Genomic DNA, 16,337 nt, shown 5'->3' on the forward strand with positions numbered 1-16,337 from the left:
GCATTACAGGCTTGGCAGCACACCCGCCGGCAGCAGGCCGGTCAGGCAGCCCTTGGCCAACAGTTCCACGGCCTTTTCGATATCGGGCGCGAAGAAACGGTCACGGTCGTAGTGCGGCACTTCGCTGCGCAGCGCCTGGCGCGCCTGTTCCAGCTTGGCCGAGGTCTTCAGGCCCTTGCGCAGGTCCAGGCCCTGGCAGGCGCCCAGCCATTCGATGGCCAGCACGCCGCGGGTGTTCTCGGCCATTTCCCACAGGCGCTTGCCGGCAGCCGGGGCCATCGACACGTGGTCTTCCTGGTTGGCCGAAGTCGGCAGGCTATCGACGCTGTGTGGGTGCGACAGGGCCTTGTTCTCGCTGGCCAGGGCGGCAGCGGTGACCTGGGCGATCATGAAGCCGGAGTTGACCCCGCCGTTTTCCACCAGGAACGGCGGCAACTGGGACATGTGCTTGTCCATCATCAGCGAGATGCGGCGCTCGCTGAGCGAGCCGATTTCGGCGATGGCCAGGGCGATGTTGTCGGCGGCCATGGCCACCGGCTCGGCGTGGAAGTTACCGCCGGAGATGACGTCACCCTCGGCGGCGAACACCAGCGGGTTGTCCGACACGGCGTTGGCCTCGATGCCCAGCACTTCGGCGGCTTGGCGCAGCTGGGTCAGGCAGGCGCCCATGACCTGCGGCTGGCAGCGCAGCGAATACGGGTCCTGGACCTTGTCGCAGTTCTTGTGCGACAGCGAGACTTCGCTGGAATCGCCCAGCAGGTCACGGAAGCAGGCAGCGGTGTCGATCTGGCCACGCTGGCCACGCACTTCGTGGATACGCGCATCGAACGGCGAGCGCGAGCCCAGCGCCGCCTCGACGCTCAGGCCGCCGCAGGCAATGGCCGCGGCATACAGGTCTTCGGCCTGGAACAGGCCACGCAGGGCATAGGCGGTGGAAGCCTGGGTACCGTTGAGCAGGGCCAGGCCCTCCTTGGCGGCCAGGGTCAGCGGCTCGAGGCCGGCGACCGCCAGGGCTTCGGTGGCCGGCAGCCACTGGCCCTTGTGGCGCGCCTTGCCTTCGCCGAGCAGTACCAGCGACATGTGCGCCAGCGGGGCAAGGTCGCCGGAGGCGCCCACCGACCCCTTGAGCGGAATGTGCGGGTAGACCTCGGCGTTGACCAGCGCTATCAGCGCGTCGATGACCTTGCGGCGGATACCGGAAAAGCCACGGCTGAGGCTGTTGATCTTCAGCACCATGATCAGCCGCACCAGGTCATCGTCCAGCGGCGCGCCGACACCGGCAGCGTGGGATAGCACCAGCGAACGCTGCAGGTTTTCCAGGTCGTGGCTGGCGATGCGGGTCGAGGCCAGCAGGCCGAATCCGGTGTTGATGCCATAGGCGGTACGGTCTTCGGCAATGATCTGCTCGACGCAGGCAACGCTGGCGTCGATGGCCGGCGCGGCGCTGGCATCCAGGCTCAGGCGTAGCGGCGCTTGGTGGATGCGGCGCAACTGGGCCAGGGTCAGCTGGCCGGGGATAAGGTTCAGGGCTTCCACGTAACGTCTCCTTTCTATTGTTCAGTGCGCGGCCGGCAGCACAGGCTGCGGCGCGGGCGAAGATTTCAGCAGCGCGGCGGCGCGGGCGATGTCCGGCGCCAGCCAGCGGTCTTCCAGGTACGCCGGCACCTGCTCACGCAGCAGGCGCCAAGCGGCATGGGTACCAACGCCGAAGCGCTGGCCGTTGAGGAATTCGAATGCCTGGGCGGCCAGCAGGTACTCGATGGCCGAAATCTGGAAACAGTTCTCCAGCACCTGGTGCAGTTTCAGCGCGGCATTGGTGCCCAGGCTCAGATGGTCTTCCTGCAGCCCGGAAGTGACGTAGTTGTCGAGCACTGCCGGTTGCGCCAGTTGGCGGTTCTGCGCGCACAACGAGGCGGCCACATACTGGGCGATCATCATCCCCGAATTGACCCCTGGGTTGCTGACCAGAAACGCCGGCAGGCCGCTGACCAGCGGGTTGACCAGGCGGTCCAGGCGGCGCTCGGCGATCGCACCGATCTCGGCCATGGCAATCGCCAGCAGGTCGGCCGCCAGGGCCACCGACTGGCCGTGCGGGTTGGCCTGGGAAACCACCCGGAAGTCGTCCGGCGTGCCCAGCAGCAGCGGATTGTCGTTGGCGCCGTTGAGTTCGGCCTCGACCTGCTGCACCACATGCACCAGCTGGTCGCGGGCGGCGCCGTGCACCTGGGGGATCGAGCGGATGCTCAGAGCGTCCTGGGTACGGATGCCTTTGCTGGCGGCGATCACTTCGCTGTCGGCCAGCAACGCCCGCAGGTTCGCGCCCACCACCTGCATGCCGGGATGTGGCTTGAGGGCAATGATCTCGGGGTCGAAGGCGTCGATCTGACCGCGCAGCGCTTCGAAGCTCATGGCACCGATCACGTCGGCCCATTGCAGCAGCTGGCTGGCATCGTCCAGGGCCAGGCAGGCAAGCCCGGTCATGCACGGCGTGCCATTGACCAGGCACAGGCCGTCCTTGGCACCCAGTTGTACCGGCGCCAGGCCTTCATCGGCCAGGGCCTGGGCGGCATCGACAACCTGCCCCCGGTAGCTGACCTTGCCGATGCCCAACAGGCACACGCCGACATGGGCCATGTGGGTCAGGTAGCCTACCGAGCCCTGTGCCGGCACCTGCGGCGTGATGCCGTGGTTGAGCAATGCCAGCAATGCCTCGACCACACTGCGCTGGATACCGGACTTGCCATGGCTGTAGTTGCAGATGGCCGCACAGATGATCGCCCGGGTCTGATCATCAGCCAGCGCCGGGCCAACGCCACAGGCGTGGCTGAGCAAGGTGTTGCGTGACAGCTGGCTGAGCTGCTCGCCCTGCAGCGACACATTGCACAGCGCGCCCAGCCCGGTGTTCACGCCATAGGCGCGCTCACCGCTGGCGACGATATGGCGAACGATCGCCTGGGCATTGTCGATGCGCGCCCAGACCTGCGGGGCCAGCTCCAGGCGTGCCCCCTGGCGGGCGACCGCAGCGATGTCCTGCCAGCGCAGTGCAGCGCCGCTGAGAATGACCGTATCGACCTGCGACATGCTGCCTCTCATACCGCGACCGCGCGGCGCTGGACAAAGCGGTCGACATATTCGTCGGCCGGGTCGTGGAGGATCTGGTGCGGCGTGCCGACCTGGATCAGGCGGCCATCCTTGAGGATGGCGATGCGGTTGCCGATGCGCACGGCCTCGTCCAGGTCATGGGTGATGAACACGATGGTCTTGTGCAGGGTTTTCTGCAGTTCCAGCAACTGGTCCTGCATTTCGGCGCGGATCAGCGGGTCGAGGGCGCTGAACGCCTCGTCCATGAGGATGATGTCGGTATCCGCTGCCAACGCCCGTGCCAGGCCGACGCGTTGGCGCATGCCGCCGGACAGCTGGTGCGGGTACTTTTTCTCGTAGCCCTTCAGGCCGACGGTCTCGATCCACTGCTGGGCGCGTTCGGCACACAGCTGCTTGCTCTCGCCTCGCACCTTCAGGCCATAGGCGACGTTGTCCAGCACATTGCGGTGTGGCAGCAGGCCGAAGCTCTGGAACACCATGCTGATCTTGCGCCGACGAAATTCGCGCAGGGCATCCATGTCGTATTGCAGGATGTCCTCGCCATCGACCAGGATCTGCCCGCTGGTGGGGTCGATCAGGCGGTTGAAATGGCGTACCAGCGTCGACTTGCCCGAACCGGACAGGCCCATGATCACGAAGATCTCGCCACTGCCGATGGACAACGACAGGTCATTGACGCCAACCACGCAACCGGTCTGCGCCAGCACCTGGTCCTTGCCGTGGTTGTTGCGGATCAACTGCAAGGCCTCGTCGGCACGGTCGCCGAAGATCTTGAAGACGTTTTTCACTTCGATCTTGCTGATCGACTGCATGCTCATTTGCTCACCTCATGGCGTGGCCGGCCATAGGCCTGGGTAATGCGATCGATCACCACCGCGAGAATCACGATGGCCAGGCCTGCTTCCAGGCCACGGCCGACGTTGAGGGTCTGGATACCGACCAGCACGTCCTCGCCCAGGCCACGGGCGCCGATCATCGAGGCGATCACCACCATCGACAGGGCCATCATGGTGGTCTGGTTGATACCGGCCATGATGCTCGGCAGCGCCAGCGGCAGTTGCACGCCGAACAGTTGTTGCCAACGGTTGGCACCGAAGGCGTTGATCGCTTCCATCACTTCGCCATCGACCTGGCGAATGCCCAGGTCGGTCAGGCGGATCAGCGGTGGCGCAGCGTAGATCACCGTGGCGAAGATCGCCGGCACCTTGCCCAGGCCGAACAGCATCAGCACCGGGATCAGGTACACGAAGCTGGGCATGGTCTGCATGATGTCCAGCAGCGGCATCAGCACCGCGCGCAGGCGGTTGCTGCGCGCCGACAGGATGCCCAGGGGGATGCCCACCAGGACCGAGATCAGCGTGGCCACCAGCATCAGCGCCAGCGTCTGCATCAGTTTGTCCCACAGGCCGACAGCGCCCACCAGGAACAGCAGGCCGGTGATCACCAGGGTCGGCAGGACACGCCGGGTAGCGTGCCAGGCGATGACTGCCACCACGCCGAGCATCAACCACCACGGCGTTGCACGCAGCGCGCCTTCGAGGCTGACGATCGCCCACAGCAGGGTGTCGGAGATGTGCCGGAACACATCCCCATAGTTGGTCACCAGGGCGTCGACCCAGCCGTTGACCCAGTCGGCGATGGAGAATGTCAGGTTGTCAGGAAACATAGGTTCCACTCATCAGCTGAGGACGCTCAGAGCGCCGCGTTGATCTTCTTGGCAGCCTCTTCGCTGACCCAGGCCTGCCAGACTTCAGGATGTTCCTTGAGGAACGCCTTGGCCAGCGCGGGCGACTCGATCCGATCCTTGGTCATGCGGGCCAGGTTCTGGTTCAGCAGGTCGATCGGCAAGTTGACTTTCTGCAGCACCTCGACCAACTCCGGCGCCTCGTCGTGGAAGGCTTTGGACAGGCCGACCTTGATCGACACGGTCTTGTCCACGCCGTCTTTTTCCTGGAGCTTGACCAGGTCGACCTGGCCCATCAGCGGGGTGGGAGTCCAGTAGTAGAACAGGATCGGCTCGCCGCGCTTGTAGCTCGACAGCACGGCAGCATCCAGCGCCGGGCCGGTGCCGGGGCGGAAGTTGGTGTAGCTGCTCTCCAGGCCGTATTCCTTGAGCATCTTGGTGTTGTCCAGCTCGCAGGTCCAACCGGCCGGGCAGTTGTAGAAGCGGCCTTTGCTGGGCTCTTCCTGGTCCTTGAACACGCTGGAATACTTGGCCAGGTCGGCCACGCGCTTGAGGTCCGGCGCCTTGGCCTCGAGGTTGCGCTTGGCGTCGCCCTCGATCACGTAGCGCGGCACGTACCAGCCCTCCTCCGCGCCTACGACCGGAGCGCCGACACCGACCACCTTGCCGGCGGCTTCGGCCTTGTTCCAGACCTCGCTGCGGCCAACCCATTCTTCGGCGAATACCTGGATATCATTGGTGCCCAGGGCGTTTTCCATGGTGATGGAGTTGCCCGGCAGGCTGTCGGTCGCACAGCCGTAGCCATTCTTCAGCACGAATTGCATCACGTCGGTCAGCAGCATGCCGCTTTCCCAGTTCAATCCGGCGAACTTCACCGGCTTGCCAGACTCGCACCAGCCAGCGGCCTGGCTGCTACCGGCAGTACCGAGCAGGCCAAGGGCGAACAGCGAAGCAAGCAAGGTCTTGTTGGTTTTCATTGCGTGACGCTCCCAAACTTGAAAGTGGAATTCGGCAGTCCTTGCAAGAAAAAAGCTGGGTCCGCAAAGGTGCTGCGTGGCTCTGCCCGCAGCACCCTGGGGACTATCAGCCAGTGATCATCGGCAGGTTCAGACCCTGCTCTTTGGCGCAATCGATCGCGATCTGGTAACCCGCGTCGGCGTGACGCATCACCCCGGTGGCCGGGTCGTTGGTCAGCACGCGGGCGATCCGCTCGGCCGCCGCGTCGGTGCCGTCACACACAATGACCATGCCAGAGTGCTGGGAGAAGCCCATGCCCACGCCGCCGCCGTGGTGCAGCGAAACCCAAGTGGCGCCGCTGGCAGTGTTCAGCAGCGCGTTGAGCAGCGGCCAGTCGGACACGGCATCCGAACCGTCCTGCATGGCCTCGGTCTCGCGGTTGGGGCTGGCAACCGAACCCGAGTCGAGGTGGTCGCGGCCGATCACGATCGGCGCCGACAGCTCGCCACTGCGCACCATCTCGTTGAACGCCAGGCCCAGCTTGGCCCGCAGCCCCAGGCCAACCCAGCAGATACGGGCCGGCAGGCCCTGGAAGCTGATGCGCTCGCGGGCCATGTCCAGCCAGCGGTGCAGGTGGGCGTCGTCCGGGATCAGTTCCTTGACCTTGGCGTCGGTCTTGTAGATGTCCTCGGCGTCGCCGGACAGCGCGGCCCAGCGGAACGGGCCGATACCGCGGCAGAACAGCGGGCGGATGTACGCTGGCACGAACCCTGGGAAGTCGAAGGCATTGGCAACGCCTTCCTCCTTGGCCATCTGGCGGATGTTGTTGCCGTAGTCGAAGGTCGGCACGCCCTGCTTCTGGAAGTCGAGCATGGCCTGCACGTGCACGGCCATCGACTGCTTGGCGGCCTTGACCACGGCGGCCGGCTCGGTCTGCGCACGGTCGCGATACTGCTCCCAGGTCCACCCCGCCGGCAGGTAGCCGTTGAGCGGGTCGTGGGCGCTGGTCTGGTCGGTGACCATGTCCGGGCGCACGCCGCGCTTGACCAGTTCCGGCAGGATCTCGGCGGCGTTGCCGTGCAGGGCAATGGAAATCGCCTTGCCTTCGGCGGTGTACTTGGCGATGCGCGCCAGGGCGTCATCAAGGTCGTGGGCCTGCTCGTCGACGTAGCGGGTCTGCAGGCGGAAATCGATACGGCTCTGCTGACATTCGATGTTCAGCGAGCAGGCGCCGGCCAGGGTCGCTGCCAGTGGCTGGGCGCCGCCCATGCCGCCCAGGCCCGCGGTCAGCACCCACTTGCCTTTGAGGCTGCCCCCGTAGTGCTGGCGACCAGCCTCGACGAAGGTTTCGTAGGTGCCCTGGACGATGCCCTGGCTGCCGATGTAGATCCAGCTGCCGGCGGTCATCTGGCCGTACATGGCCAGGCCCTTGGCATCCAGTTCGTTGAAGTGCTCCCAGTTGGCCCAGTGCGGGACCAGGTTGGAGTTGGCGATCAGCACGCGCGGGGCGTTGGCGTGGGTCTTGAACACACCGACCGGTTTGCCCGACTGCACCAGCAGGGTTTCATCGTCGTTCAGCTGGGTCAGGCTCTCGACGATCTTGTCGTAGCAAGCCCAGTTGCGTGCGGCGCGGCCAATGCCGCCATACACCACCAGTTCCTTCGGGTTTTCGGCAACCTGCGGGTCGAGGTTGTTCATCAGCATGCGCAGCGGCGCTTCAGTCAGCCAGCTCTTGGCGGTCAGCTTGTTGCCACGCGGGGCGCGGATCTCGACGTCACGGAATTTGTTCAGCTTGTTGTCAGTCACGAAAAGTGCTCCTCGAGCGATCTATCCAAAACCCGACGCGATCGGCGGGCCAGTGGTGCGGTCTGTACAGTGCGAAGTGGACGGCCTATCCACTTTCGCCTACTTGGCTTTACTTGTACATACAAGCATATGCAATTGAACGGCCAAGTTGCTTCGCAGGGCCTGTTCATGGGCCGGCTCATGGCGTTGCAGGCCGCATGGCGCAAGGGCTGCAGGAAATGGAAAAAACCTGGCGAGGCGATTGATAAGGAAGATGAGAGCCCGTGGGCATTGCGCCATCTTGGGGCATTCGGTAACAGGCGAGACCTTTTCGGGGCGTTACCGGGTAACTCTTGGTGGGGCGGCGCGGCCCTTTCGCCGGGTTGCGAAGGGCCGGCAGGTATTACGAAAGCGCAGTCAGCTCGATGACACAGCAACGTCCGAGCACTTCCACTTCCAGCAGGTGGTCGTTACCGCTCAGTTGCAAGCAGTCATACAGCCCCAGCGCCGGCTGCAGCTGGCCGTCGATACTCACCTGCAATTGCGCCTGGCCACTGAACACCAGCACGGTACCGGCGGCACTGAACAGCCGGCTGCCACCGTGGTACCACTGCAGCCGCGCACGGTAACGCAGTGGTGCGTAGATCAGGTTGAAGTCGCGAATCGCCCCGCCCAGCAGCGCGCAGCTCACCTGGCTTTCACCGCTGAACGCGTAGGCATCGAAGGGCACCAGCGGCCGGCTGGGCTGGCCATCTACCGTAAGGCGCATGCCATCGCCTTGCAGCACGGTGATGATGCGCTGGTAACCGGCAAAGGTAGAGAACCCACCGGAGGCCTCGATATCGGCGATTGACAGGCGCCAGCCGAAGCCTTCGAGCCCGTCACCGGCATCCCGGGTGATTTCCTCGGTGAACCCACCACCGTTCTTCCACGGCATGCGCGGGTAGTCTTTGGCATGCAACCGTTGCAGTTGGCTCATTTGCTGAAACGTCCTTCCAGGCGATGACGGGAACCAGGGTGGATCAACCGCGCGGCCGTGACAGGCTGGCGACCGGACCAGGTACGGCGGCGAATCAGCAGGCACGGCTCACCTTGCTCGATCTGCAGCAGCTTGCATTCGTCAGGCTCGGCGAGAATGGCTTCGACAACGTGCTCGCCTTCGGTCAACGGCGCTACCTGGGACAGGTAGGCGTAGGGCGTCTGCCGGGTGAAATCCTGCTTGAGGTAGTCCGGGGCGATCTGTGCATTGACGTAACGGTCTTCGATCTGCACCGGGACGCCATTTTCGTAATGCACGATCAACGAATGGAACACCCGCTGGCCTTCGCGCATATCGAGGGCCAGCGCGCGCTCGGAGCCGGCGGCCTCCTCGGCCAGGGTGATCACCTGGCAGCTATGCTGGTGGCCACGGGCGGCAATTTCGTCAGCGATGTTGTTGACTTCGAACAGCGCCGAACGGGTCTTGGGCTCGGCAACGAAGGTGCCGACCCCCTGCATGCGCACCAACAGCCCTTCGGCGGTCAGCTCGCGCAATGCGCGGTTGATGGTCATGCGGCTGAAGCCCAGCTGGCTGACCAGCTCGCTCTCGGAAGGCACGCGGTGGTGCGGCGGCCAGCTGCCATTCTCGATCTGCTGGACGATCATCTGCTTGACCCGGGCGTACAATGGCGCCGGGCCCTCGCCCATTTGGGCCACCAGCGCGGAAACAGAAGGTGTCGGCACGGCGTTTGATCCTTGTGCGAATAGATTGATGGTAGCTTGCCGGAGTTTACCCGGCAGGCAAACGGCTGTATATGTATATACAAGCTGAACAATAACAGGATAGCGCAATGCCCGCCTATTACGCCGAACGTGCCCTCCTGCCCACCGGTTGGGCCCACAATGTCCGTTTCGAGGTAGCCGCCGACGGCACTCTGGCGGCAATCGCAGCCGATGCCAGTGGCGAAGGCGCAGAGCGCCTTGGCGGCCCTGTGCTGCCAGGCATGCCCAACCTGCACTCGCATGCCTTCCAGCGGGCCATGGCGGGCCTGGCGGAGGTGGCTGGCAACCCCAACGACAGCTTCTGGACCTGGCGCGACCTGATGTACCGCCTGGTCGGCCAGATCAGCCCGGAGCAACTGCAGGTGATTGCCCGCCAGCTGTACATCGAGATGCTCAAGGCCGGCTACACCTCGGTGGCCGAGTTCCATTACGTGCACCACGACCAGGCCGGCCAGGCCTATGCCGACCCGACCGAGCTGTCCCGCCGCATCAGCGCGGCCGCAGCCGACAGCGGCATCGGCCTGACCCTGCTGCCCGTGCTGTACAGCCATGCCGGGTTTGGCGGCCAGGCGCCGAACGACGGCCAGCGGCGCTTCATCAACTCCACCGAAAGGTACCTGCAGTTGCAAGCACAGCTGGCCCCGCTGCTGGCCGGCCAACCGGCACAGCAACTGGGTTTGTGCTTCCACTCGCTGCGGGCGGTAACGCCTGGGCAGATTGCCGAAGTGCTGGCAGCCAGCGACCAGCAATGCCCGATACATATCCACATCGCCGAGCAGCAGAAGGAAGTCGATGACTGCCTGGCCTGGAGCGGCCAGCGCCCGTTGCAGTGGCTGTACCAGCATGTAGACGTGGACCGGCGCTGGTGCCTGGTGCATGCCACCCATGCCGAGCCGGATGAAGTCAGCGCCATGGCACGCAGCGGCGCAGTGGCCGGGTTGTGCCTGACCACTGAAGCCAACCTGGGCGACGGGATCTTCCCGGCAGTGGACTACCTGGCCCAGGGCGGTCGCCTGGGCATCGGCTCCGACAGCCATGTGTCGCTGAGCGTGGTGGAGGAACTGCGCTGGCTGGAATACGGCCAGCGGCTGCGAGACCAGCGGCGCAACCGCTTGTATCGCGGCGACCAGCCGATGGTCGGGCGCACGTTGTATGACGCCGCGCTGGTCGGTGGCGCGCAGGCGCTGGGGCAGGCAGTCGGGGAACTAGCGGTGGGCAAGCGTGCCGACTGGCTGGTGCTCGATGGGCAGGATCCGTACATCGCCACAGCCGAGGGTGATGCCATTCTCAACCGCTGGCTGTTTGCTGGTGGTGATCGGCAGGTGCGCGATGTAATGGTCAACGGGCAGTGGGTGGTGCGCCAGGGGCGACATGCGCAGGAAGAGGCAAGCGGGCGGGCGTTTGCCGGGGTGTTGCGCCAGCTGTTGGGGTAGATGTATTGGGGCTGCCTTGGAGCCCATCGCGACACCAGGCCGCTCCTACAGGTGATCCCGCCCCCTGCAGGAGCGGTCTTGTATCGCGATGGGCCGCAAAGCGGCCCCAGCCATTCAATGCATCTTGACGATCTGCTGGTCCGAAGCGCGCCAGATCAAGCGGCTGGTGTCATACCCCTGCTGCCGTGCCCGGGACATCAGGTTCTCGCGCTCCCAGGCCGGTAGCGTCGGCGTTCGCGACAGGAGCCACAAGTGCTTGCGGTCCGGGCTGCCAACCACTGCCGTGCGATAACGCTCGTCCACATACAGAATCCAGTACTCGCCCCTGGCCACGCCTGGCACCAGCTTGGTGAACCAGTTGTCGAACTCGACCCACAACTTGTCGGTGTGGCCCGGCTCCTGAATGTTCGCGTGCCCTTCTGCACGCAGCCATTCATCACCCATGGTGCGGCAACGGTTGAGCACACCCAGGCTGCCATCGACCCTGAGGTTGTAGTGCGCCTCGGATTGCTCACAACCCTCCTGGTAGCGCATCGGCAAGCGTGCCAGCTCGTACCATTTGCCCTGGTAGCGCTTGAGGTCGACGTTGCCAGCGGTTTTCGGCGCCAGCGGGTCGTGTACCGAACCAGCACAGCCGCCCAGCAGCAACGCCAGGCATACCCCCATCAGCAGGTACAGGCGCCTCATTTGAGGCCCTGCCCGGAATACATCAGCACTTTGTCAGCCGCGTACTGCACGCTGATGAAGCTCTTCTCGTCCCCCCAGGTGCAGCTGCTCATGCCCAACGCGCCGGAACACTCGGTCGGCGTGCCGAGCAACTGCTCGACCTCGGCCTTGTTCATACCGGCCTTGATCTTGGAATAGTTTTCCTGATTGATCTTGCTGCAGGCAGTCAGGACGACGCACAGCGACAACAGGGCGAGGGAACGCAACGACATGAAGGACACTCCTGGACAGGGGATACAGGCGAGTGGCCTGCAGTGACCTTCGACGGAAAAAACCCTCCCAGGTTCCCTGCCCGCCCCCCCTTTCCGCTACACCATTGGTCGGATGGCCACTACTGTGCGATTAATCACAAAGAAATAGTCTTTTACGTATAGAAAAAGGCCGCATCTGAATAGACGCGGCCTTTCATCGTGACGGCAGGCGCAGCAGGCACCACGGCCTCAGAACCTGGAACCGGGCTCCAGCAGAAAATCCATTTCTTCACTGGTACTGGGCCGCTCCAGCACCAGGTTGCGGTGCGGAAAGCGCCCGAATCGGGCGATTACCCGCTGGTGCTGCTCGGCATAGTCGAGGAAGCCTTCGAACAGCCGGCGGTTCGCCTCAGGCTGCTCGTCCAGCAGTATCCGGTAGCGCTCGACACACAGGTTTTGCCAGTCCAGCACCTCGGCATGCTCCAGCACCAGCAGCACGAACACCCGCTGGATCGGCAGCAGCTGGTAGTCCCAGCCCTTCTGCAAGCCCTGCATGGCCACTACCTGGGCACGCCGGTCACCTTCGAAGGCCCGTGGCGTATCGCGATAGATCATGCGCGGCAGCTGGTCCAGCAGGATCAGCAGGCCCAGCCAACCCTGCGGGCTTTGCTGCCATTCGTCGAGCCCGCCGGCCAGGGCGTGCTCGACCAGCTCGCCAAACAGCGCATGGGCCTCGGCATCATGATGCTTGCCGAACCACAGCGTACTCTTCTCGTCAGCCACGGCCTGGGGACTGGTGCCCCAACCGAACCACCACTCCAGCAACGGCTGCCAAGGTGCGAGCATGACTTACTCCTTGTGGTAGGCGGTGACGCGCTCGACCTCTTCCTTCGAGCCGAGGATCACCGACACGCGCTGGTGCAGGCTCTCTGGCTGGATGTCGAGGATACGCTCGTAACCGTTGGTGGAGGCGCCGCCGGCCTGTTCGATGATGAACGACATCGGGTTGGCTTCGTACATCAGGCGCAGCTTGCCCGGCTTGCTCGGCTCGCGGGCATCACGCGGGTACATGAACAGGCCGCCACGGGTGAGGATGCGGTGCACGTCGGCCACCATCGAGGCGATCCAGCGCATGTTGTAGTTCTTCTTCAGCGGGCCGGTCTCACCAGCCAGCAGTTCGCCCACGTAGCGCTGAACCGGCGCTTCCCAGTGGCGCTGGTTGGACATGTTGATGGCGAATTCGGCGGTGCTTTCCGGCACGCGGATGTTTTCGTGGGTCAGGACGAAGCTGCCCAGCTCGCGGTCCAGGGTAAAGCCCTTGACGCCGTTGCCCAGGGTCAGGATCAGCATGGTCTGCGGGCCGTAGATGGCATAACCGGCGGCGACCTGCTGAGTGCCTGGCTGCAGGAAGGCTTTTTCGTTCAGGGTTTCATTCTGGCTCAGGTACTCGTTGGGGCAACGCAGTACCGAGAAGATGGTGCCGACCGACACGTTGACGTCGATGTTGGACGAGCCGTCCAGTGGGTCGAAGACCAGCAGGTAAGCGCCTTTCGGGTACTTGCCCGGGATCTGGTAGGCGTTGTCCATTTCTTCGGATGCCATGCCAGCCAGGTGGCCACCCCACTCGTTGGCTTCCAGCAGGATGTCGTTGGAAATCACGTCCAGTTTTTTCTGGACTTCGCCCTGCACGTTCTCGGTGCCCATGCTGCCCAACACCCCGCCCAGGGCGCCTTTGGACACGTGGTGGCTGATTTCCTTGCACGCACGCGCCACCACCTCGATCAGGAAGCGCAGATCGGCAGGGGTATTGTTGCTGCGGGTCTGCTCAATCAGATAGCGACTCAGGGTAACGCGGGACATGTATGGCTCCGAAAGGATTGGGGGGATAAAAATCCCCGCAGTTTACAGGGAGAGTTGCGGGCTAGCGAGTGATGAGACTCGCCACGGCTCTCAGACGGCACAATAGGTCGGTAGTTCAGCGTGCGCCAGGCCGATGGTCTGGTTGTGGGCCCATTCGCGGGCACGCCCGCCCCCATGCGTTCTGCGTGGCAGCGGGCGTGCCCGCGAATGGGCCGGTACAAGCTTGAATCAGTCCAGAGCCTTCCAGATCTCGCTGGCATATTCGCGAATGGTCCGGTCCGACGAGAACCAGCCCATCCGCGCGGTATTCAGCACCGCCATGCGCCACCACTCCTGCGGCTTGTGCCACAACTCCTCGACCCGGCGCTGGGCATCCCAGTAAGCATCGAAGTCGGCACACACCAGGAAGCGGTCATAGGCCACCAGCCCATCGATCAAGGCGCTGTAGCGCGACGGGTCATCCGGCGAGAATACCCCGCTGCGAATGGCCTGCAGCACGTCGTTGAGACGGCTGGACGCGGCAATCGCCGCACTGGCACCGAAGTCACCGGAGCGCCGCCGCGCTTCCACCTGCTGCGCGGTGAGGCCGAAGATGAACATGTTGTCGGCCCCGACCTGCTCGCTCATTTCCACATTGGCGCCGTCCAGCGTGCCGATGGTCAGCGCGCCGTTCAGGCCGAACTTCATGTTGCTGGTACCGGACGCTTCGTAACCGGCGGTTGAAATCTGCTCGGAAAGGTCGGCTGCCGGGATGATGCTTTCGGCCAGGCTGACGTTGTAGTTGGGCAGGAACACCACCTTGAGCAGGCCGCGCACCGTCGGGTCGTTGTTCACCACGCGGGCAATGTCGTTGGCCAGCTTGATGATCAGCTTGGCCTGGTGATAGCTGGCGGCGGCCTTGCCGGCGAAAATCTTGACCCGCGGTACCCAGTCGGTGCCCGGGTCGTTGCGCATGGCCTGGTACAGCGCCACGGTGTGCAGCAGGTTGAGCAACTGGCGCTTGTATTCATGGATGCGCTTGACCTGCACGTCGAACAACGCCTCGGGGTTGACCGTGACGCCCAGGCGGTCCTGGATGATGCTGGCCAGTGCACGTTTGCTGTGCAGCCGCTGGGCAGCGAACTGCTTGCGGAAACCGCTTTTTTCAGCGAACGGTACCAGGTTGGCCAGGCGCCCTTCCGGGTCGTCCAGCAACTCCGGGCCCAGCGCCTCGACCAGCATGGCCGTCAGTTTCGGGTTGGACTGGTACAGCCAGCGGCGGAAGGTGATGCCATTGGTCTTGTTGTTGATCCGCTGCGGGTAGAGCTTGTGCAGCTCGGCGAATACCGTGCTCTTCATCAGCTTGCTGTGCAGTGCCGACACCCCGTTGACGCTGTGCGAGCCGAGGAATGCCAGGTTGCCCATGCGCACCCGGCGGCCGTTGTCTTCCTCGATCAGCGATACCGCTCGCAGCACATCGAAGTCGTGCAGGCCTTTCGCTCGCAGTGCATCGATGTGGTAGGCGTTGATCAGGTAGATGATCTGCATGTGCCGCGGCAGCATCCGTTCCATCAGCGCCACCGGCCAGGTTTCCAGGGCTTCGGGCAATAACGTGTGGTTGGTGTAGGCCAGGGTACCCACCGTCAGCTCCCAGGCGGTATCCCAGGGGATTTCATGCTGGTCGACCAGCAGCCGCATCAGCTCGGCCACGGCGATCGACGGGTGGGTGTCGTTGAGCTGGATAGCCGCCGCGTCGGGCAGGTTGAGCAGGTTGTCATGCATGTTCAGGTGACGACGCAGCAGGTCCTGCAGCGACGCCGAGACGAAAAAGTACTCCTGGCGCAGCCGCAGCTCCTGGCCGGCCTCGGTGCTGTCGGCCGGGTAAAGTACCCGCGAAATGCTTTCGGCCCGGGCCACCTCGGCTACCGCGCCAAGGTGGTCACCGGCGTTGAAGCGCTCCAGGTGCAGCTCTTCCAGCGCCCGCGCACGCCACAGGCGCAGGGTGTTGACGCTGGACCCGCGCCAACCGACCACTGGCGTGTCATAGGCCACCGCCCGCACGGTCTCGCCCGGCCACCACACCTGGCGCTGCTGGCCGTGGGTGTCATGCACCGTTTCGACGCTGCCGCCGAAGCTGATCGGGTAGATCACCTCGGCGCGCTCGAATTCCCAGGGGTTGCCGAAATCCAGCCAGTTCTCGGTCTGTTCCTGCTGCCAGCCATCGACCATGGCCTGGCGGAACAGCCCGTGCTCATAACGGATGCCGTAGCCGTGGGCAGCAATACCGAGGGTCGACATACTCTCCATGAAACACGCCGCAAGGCGGCCGAGGCCGCCATTGCCCAGCGCCGCATCGGGTTCGAGCAGACGGATACGCTCCAGGTCTACGTCCAACCCTTCCAGGGCGTCGCGGGCGATGTCGAGCAGGCCCAGGTTGCTCAGGCTGTCATACAAAAGGCGGCCGATGAGAAATTCGAGGGAAAGGTAATAGACCCGCTTCTGGCTGCGGCGATAAGCCTGCCGGGTGTGGTCCATCCAATGGTCGACCATGTGATCGCGGGCGGCCAGGGCAATGGCTTCGAACCAGTCGTGGTCGAAGGCATGCTCCGGGTCCTTGCCAACCGCGTAGGTCAGCTTGTCCAGTACAGCGGCGCGAAATTCGGCCACCTCGGCGTCACGAGCTTTGGGTTCCTGGGACATGCGGCATCCTCGGGCAAGTTGACGAAAACGGAGGGAGACTTTTGAGCCTAGACCCTTCGACAGGGAGTGACAGTTACCGTTCGCAGTTTTCATGCCCACTCTGCGATTCCGGCAAAAGGTTGTTCATAAATTGAACAATTCCGGTATGATCGCGCGCCA

Annotated in this window: 14 protein-coding genes; 1 reads left to right on the plus strand and 13 read right to left on the minus strand. The window is 64.1% G+C overall.

The window, feature by feature from the left end:
- Positions 1–3: 3 nt before the first annotated feature.
- The 8 genes from hutH (ACJA3S_RS23910) to hutC all read right to left on the minus strand — a co-directional run bounded on the left by hutH (ACJA3S_RS23910) (position 4) and on the right by hutC (position 9,214).
- Positions 4–1,536 (minus strand): histidine ammonia-lyase, encoded by a 1,533-nt coding sequence (hutH, locus tag ACJA3S_RS23910; protein ID WP_406820216.1) that lies wholly within the window; start codon positions 1,534–1,536, stop codon positions 4–6.
- A 21-nt stretch (positions 1,537–1,557) separates the two neighbouring features.
- Positions 1,558–3,081 (minus strand): histidine ammonia-lyase, encoded by a 1,524-nt coding sequence (hutH, locus tag ACJA3S_RS23915; protein ID WP_406820217.1) that lies wholly within the window; start codon positions 3,079–3,081, stop codon positions 1,558–1,560.
- Between the two features lie 8 nt (positions 3,082–3,089).
- The gene (locus tag ACJA3S_RS23920) at positions 3,090–3,920 is read right to left on the minus strand and encodes a glycine betaine/L-proline ABC transporter ATP-binding protein (protein ID WP_406820218.1); all 831 of its coding nucleotides are present in this window, start codon (positions 3,918–3,920) and stop codon (positions 3,090–3,092) included.
- Complete coding sequence (locus ACJA3S_RS23925) at positions 3,917–4,768, minus strand: proline/glycine betaine ABC transporter permease (protein ID WP_170033255.1); 852 nt, start codon at positions 4,766–4,768, stop codon at positions 3,917–3,919. The genes ACJA3S_RS23920 and ACJA3S_RS23925 overlap by 4 nt, the downstream gene beginning before the upstream one ends.
- A gap of 26 nt (positions 4,769–4,794) precedes the next feature.
- Positions 4,795–5,763 (minus strand): ABC transporter substrate-binding protein, encoded by a 969-nt coding sequence (locus ACJA3S_RS23930; RefSeq protein ID WP_406820219.1) that lies wholly within the window; start codon positions 5,761–5,763, stop codon positions 4,795–4,797.
- Between the two features lie 106 nt (positions 5,764–5,869).
- Complete coding sequence (hutU, locus tag ACJA3S_RS23935) at positions 5,870–7,549, minus strand: urocanate hydratase (protein ID WP_406820220.1); 1,680 nt, start codon at positions 7,547–7,549, stop codon at positions 5,870–5,872.
- Between the two features lie 382 nt (positions 7,550–7,931).
- Positions 7,932–8,507 carry a HutD family protein gene (locus ACJA3S_RS23940; protein WP_406820221.1) on the minus strand — a complete coding sequence of 192 codons (576 nt, stop codon included), beginning with the start codon at positions 8,505–8,507 and terminating at the stop codon, positions 7,932–7,934.
- Entirely contained in the window at positions 8,504–9,214 is a 711-nt protein-coding gene (gene hutC, locus ACJA3S_RS23945) for a histidine utilization repressor (protein WP_170034323.1), read from the minus strand. Before hutC ends, ACJA3S_RS23940 begins: the two co-directional genes overlap by 4 nt.
- Positions 9,215–9,357: 143 nt before the next feature.
- Here hutC and ACJA3S_RS23950 point away from each other — a divergent pair, with 143 nt between their 5' ends.
- Positions 9,358–10,722 (plus strand): formimidoylglutamate deiminase, encoded by a 1,365-nt coding sequence (locus ACJA3S_RS23950; protein ID WP_406820222.1) that lies wholly within the window; start codon positions 9,358–9,360, stop codon positions 10,720–10,722.
- A 114-nt stretch (positions 10,723–10,836) separates the two neighbouring features.
- Here ACJA3S_RS23950 and ACJA3S_RS23955 read toward each other — a convergent pair whose 3' ends face one another.
- The 5 genes from ACJA3S_RS23955 to ACJA3S_RS23975 form a co-directional block, all read right to left on the minus strand.
- Entirely contained in the window at positions 10,837–11,409 is a 573-nt protein-coding gene (locus ACJA3S_RS23955) for a lipocalin family protein (RefSeq protein ID WP_406820223.1), read from the minus strand.
- A complete protein-coding gene (gene bamE / locus ACJA3S_RS23960; RefSeq protein WP_003249234.1) occupies positions 11,406–11,660 on the minus strand; it encodes an outer membrane protein assembly factor BamE in 255 nt (84 codons plus the stop codon). The genes ACJA3S_RS23955 and bamE overlap by 4 nt, the downstream gene beginning before the upstream one ends.
- Before the next feature lie 228 nt (positions 11,661–11,888).
- Positions 11,889–12,485: a DUF924 family protein gene (locus ACJA3S_RS23965; protein ID WP_406820224.1), complete on the minus strand. Its 597-nt coding sequence runs from the start codon at positions 12,483–12,485 to the stop codon at positions 11,889–11,891.
- A gap of 3 nt (positions 12,486–12,488) precedes the next feature.
- Complete coding sequence (locus ACJA3S_RS23970; RefSeq protein WP_186684313.1) at positions 12,489–13,499, minus strand: class 1 fructose-bisphosphatase; 1,011 nt, start codon at positions 13,497–13,499, stop codon at positions 12,489–12,491.
- Between the two features lie 228 nt (positions 13,500–13,727).
- Positions 13,728–16,178 (minus strand): glycogen/starch/alpha-glucan phosphorylase, encoded by a 2,451-nt coding sequence (locus ACJA3S_RS23975; protein WP_406820225.1) that lies wholly within the window; start codon positions 16,176–16,178, stop codon positions 13,728–13,730.
- Positions 16,179–16,337: the final 159 nt, after the last annotated feature.

The sequence above is a fragment of the Pseudomonas sp. KnCO4 genome, from assembly GCF_045344305.1.
Taxonomy (GTDB): domain Bacteria; phylum Pseudomonadota; class Gammaproteobacteria; order Pseudomonadales; family Pseudomonadaceae; genus Aquipseudomonas; species Aquipseudomonas anuradhapurensis.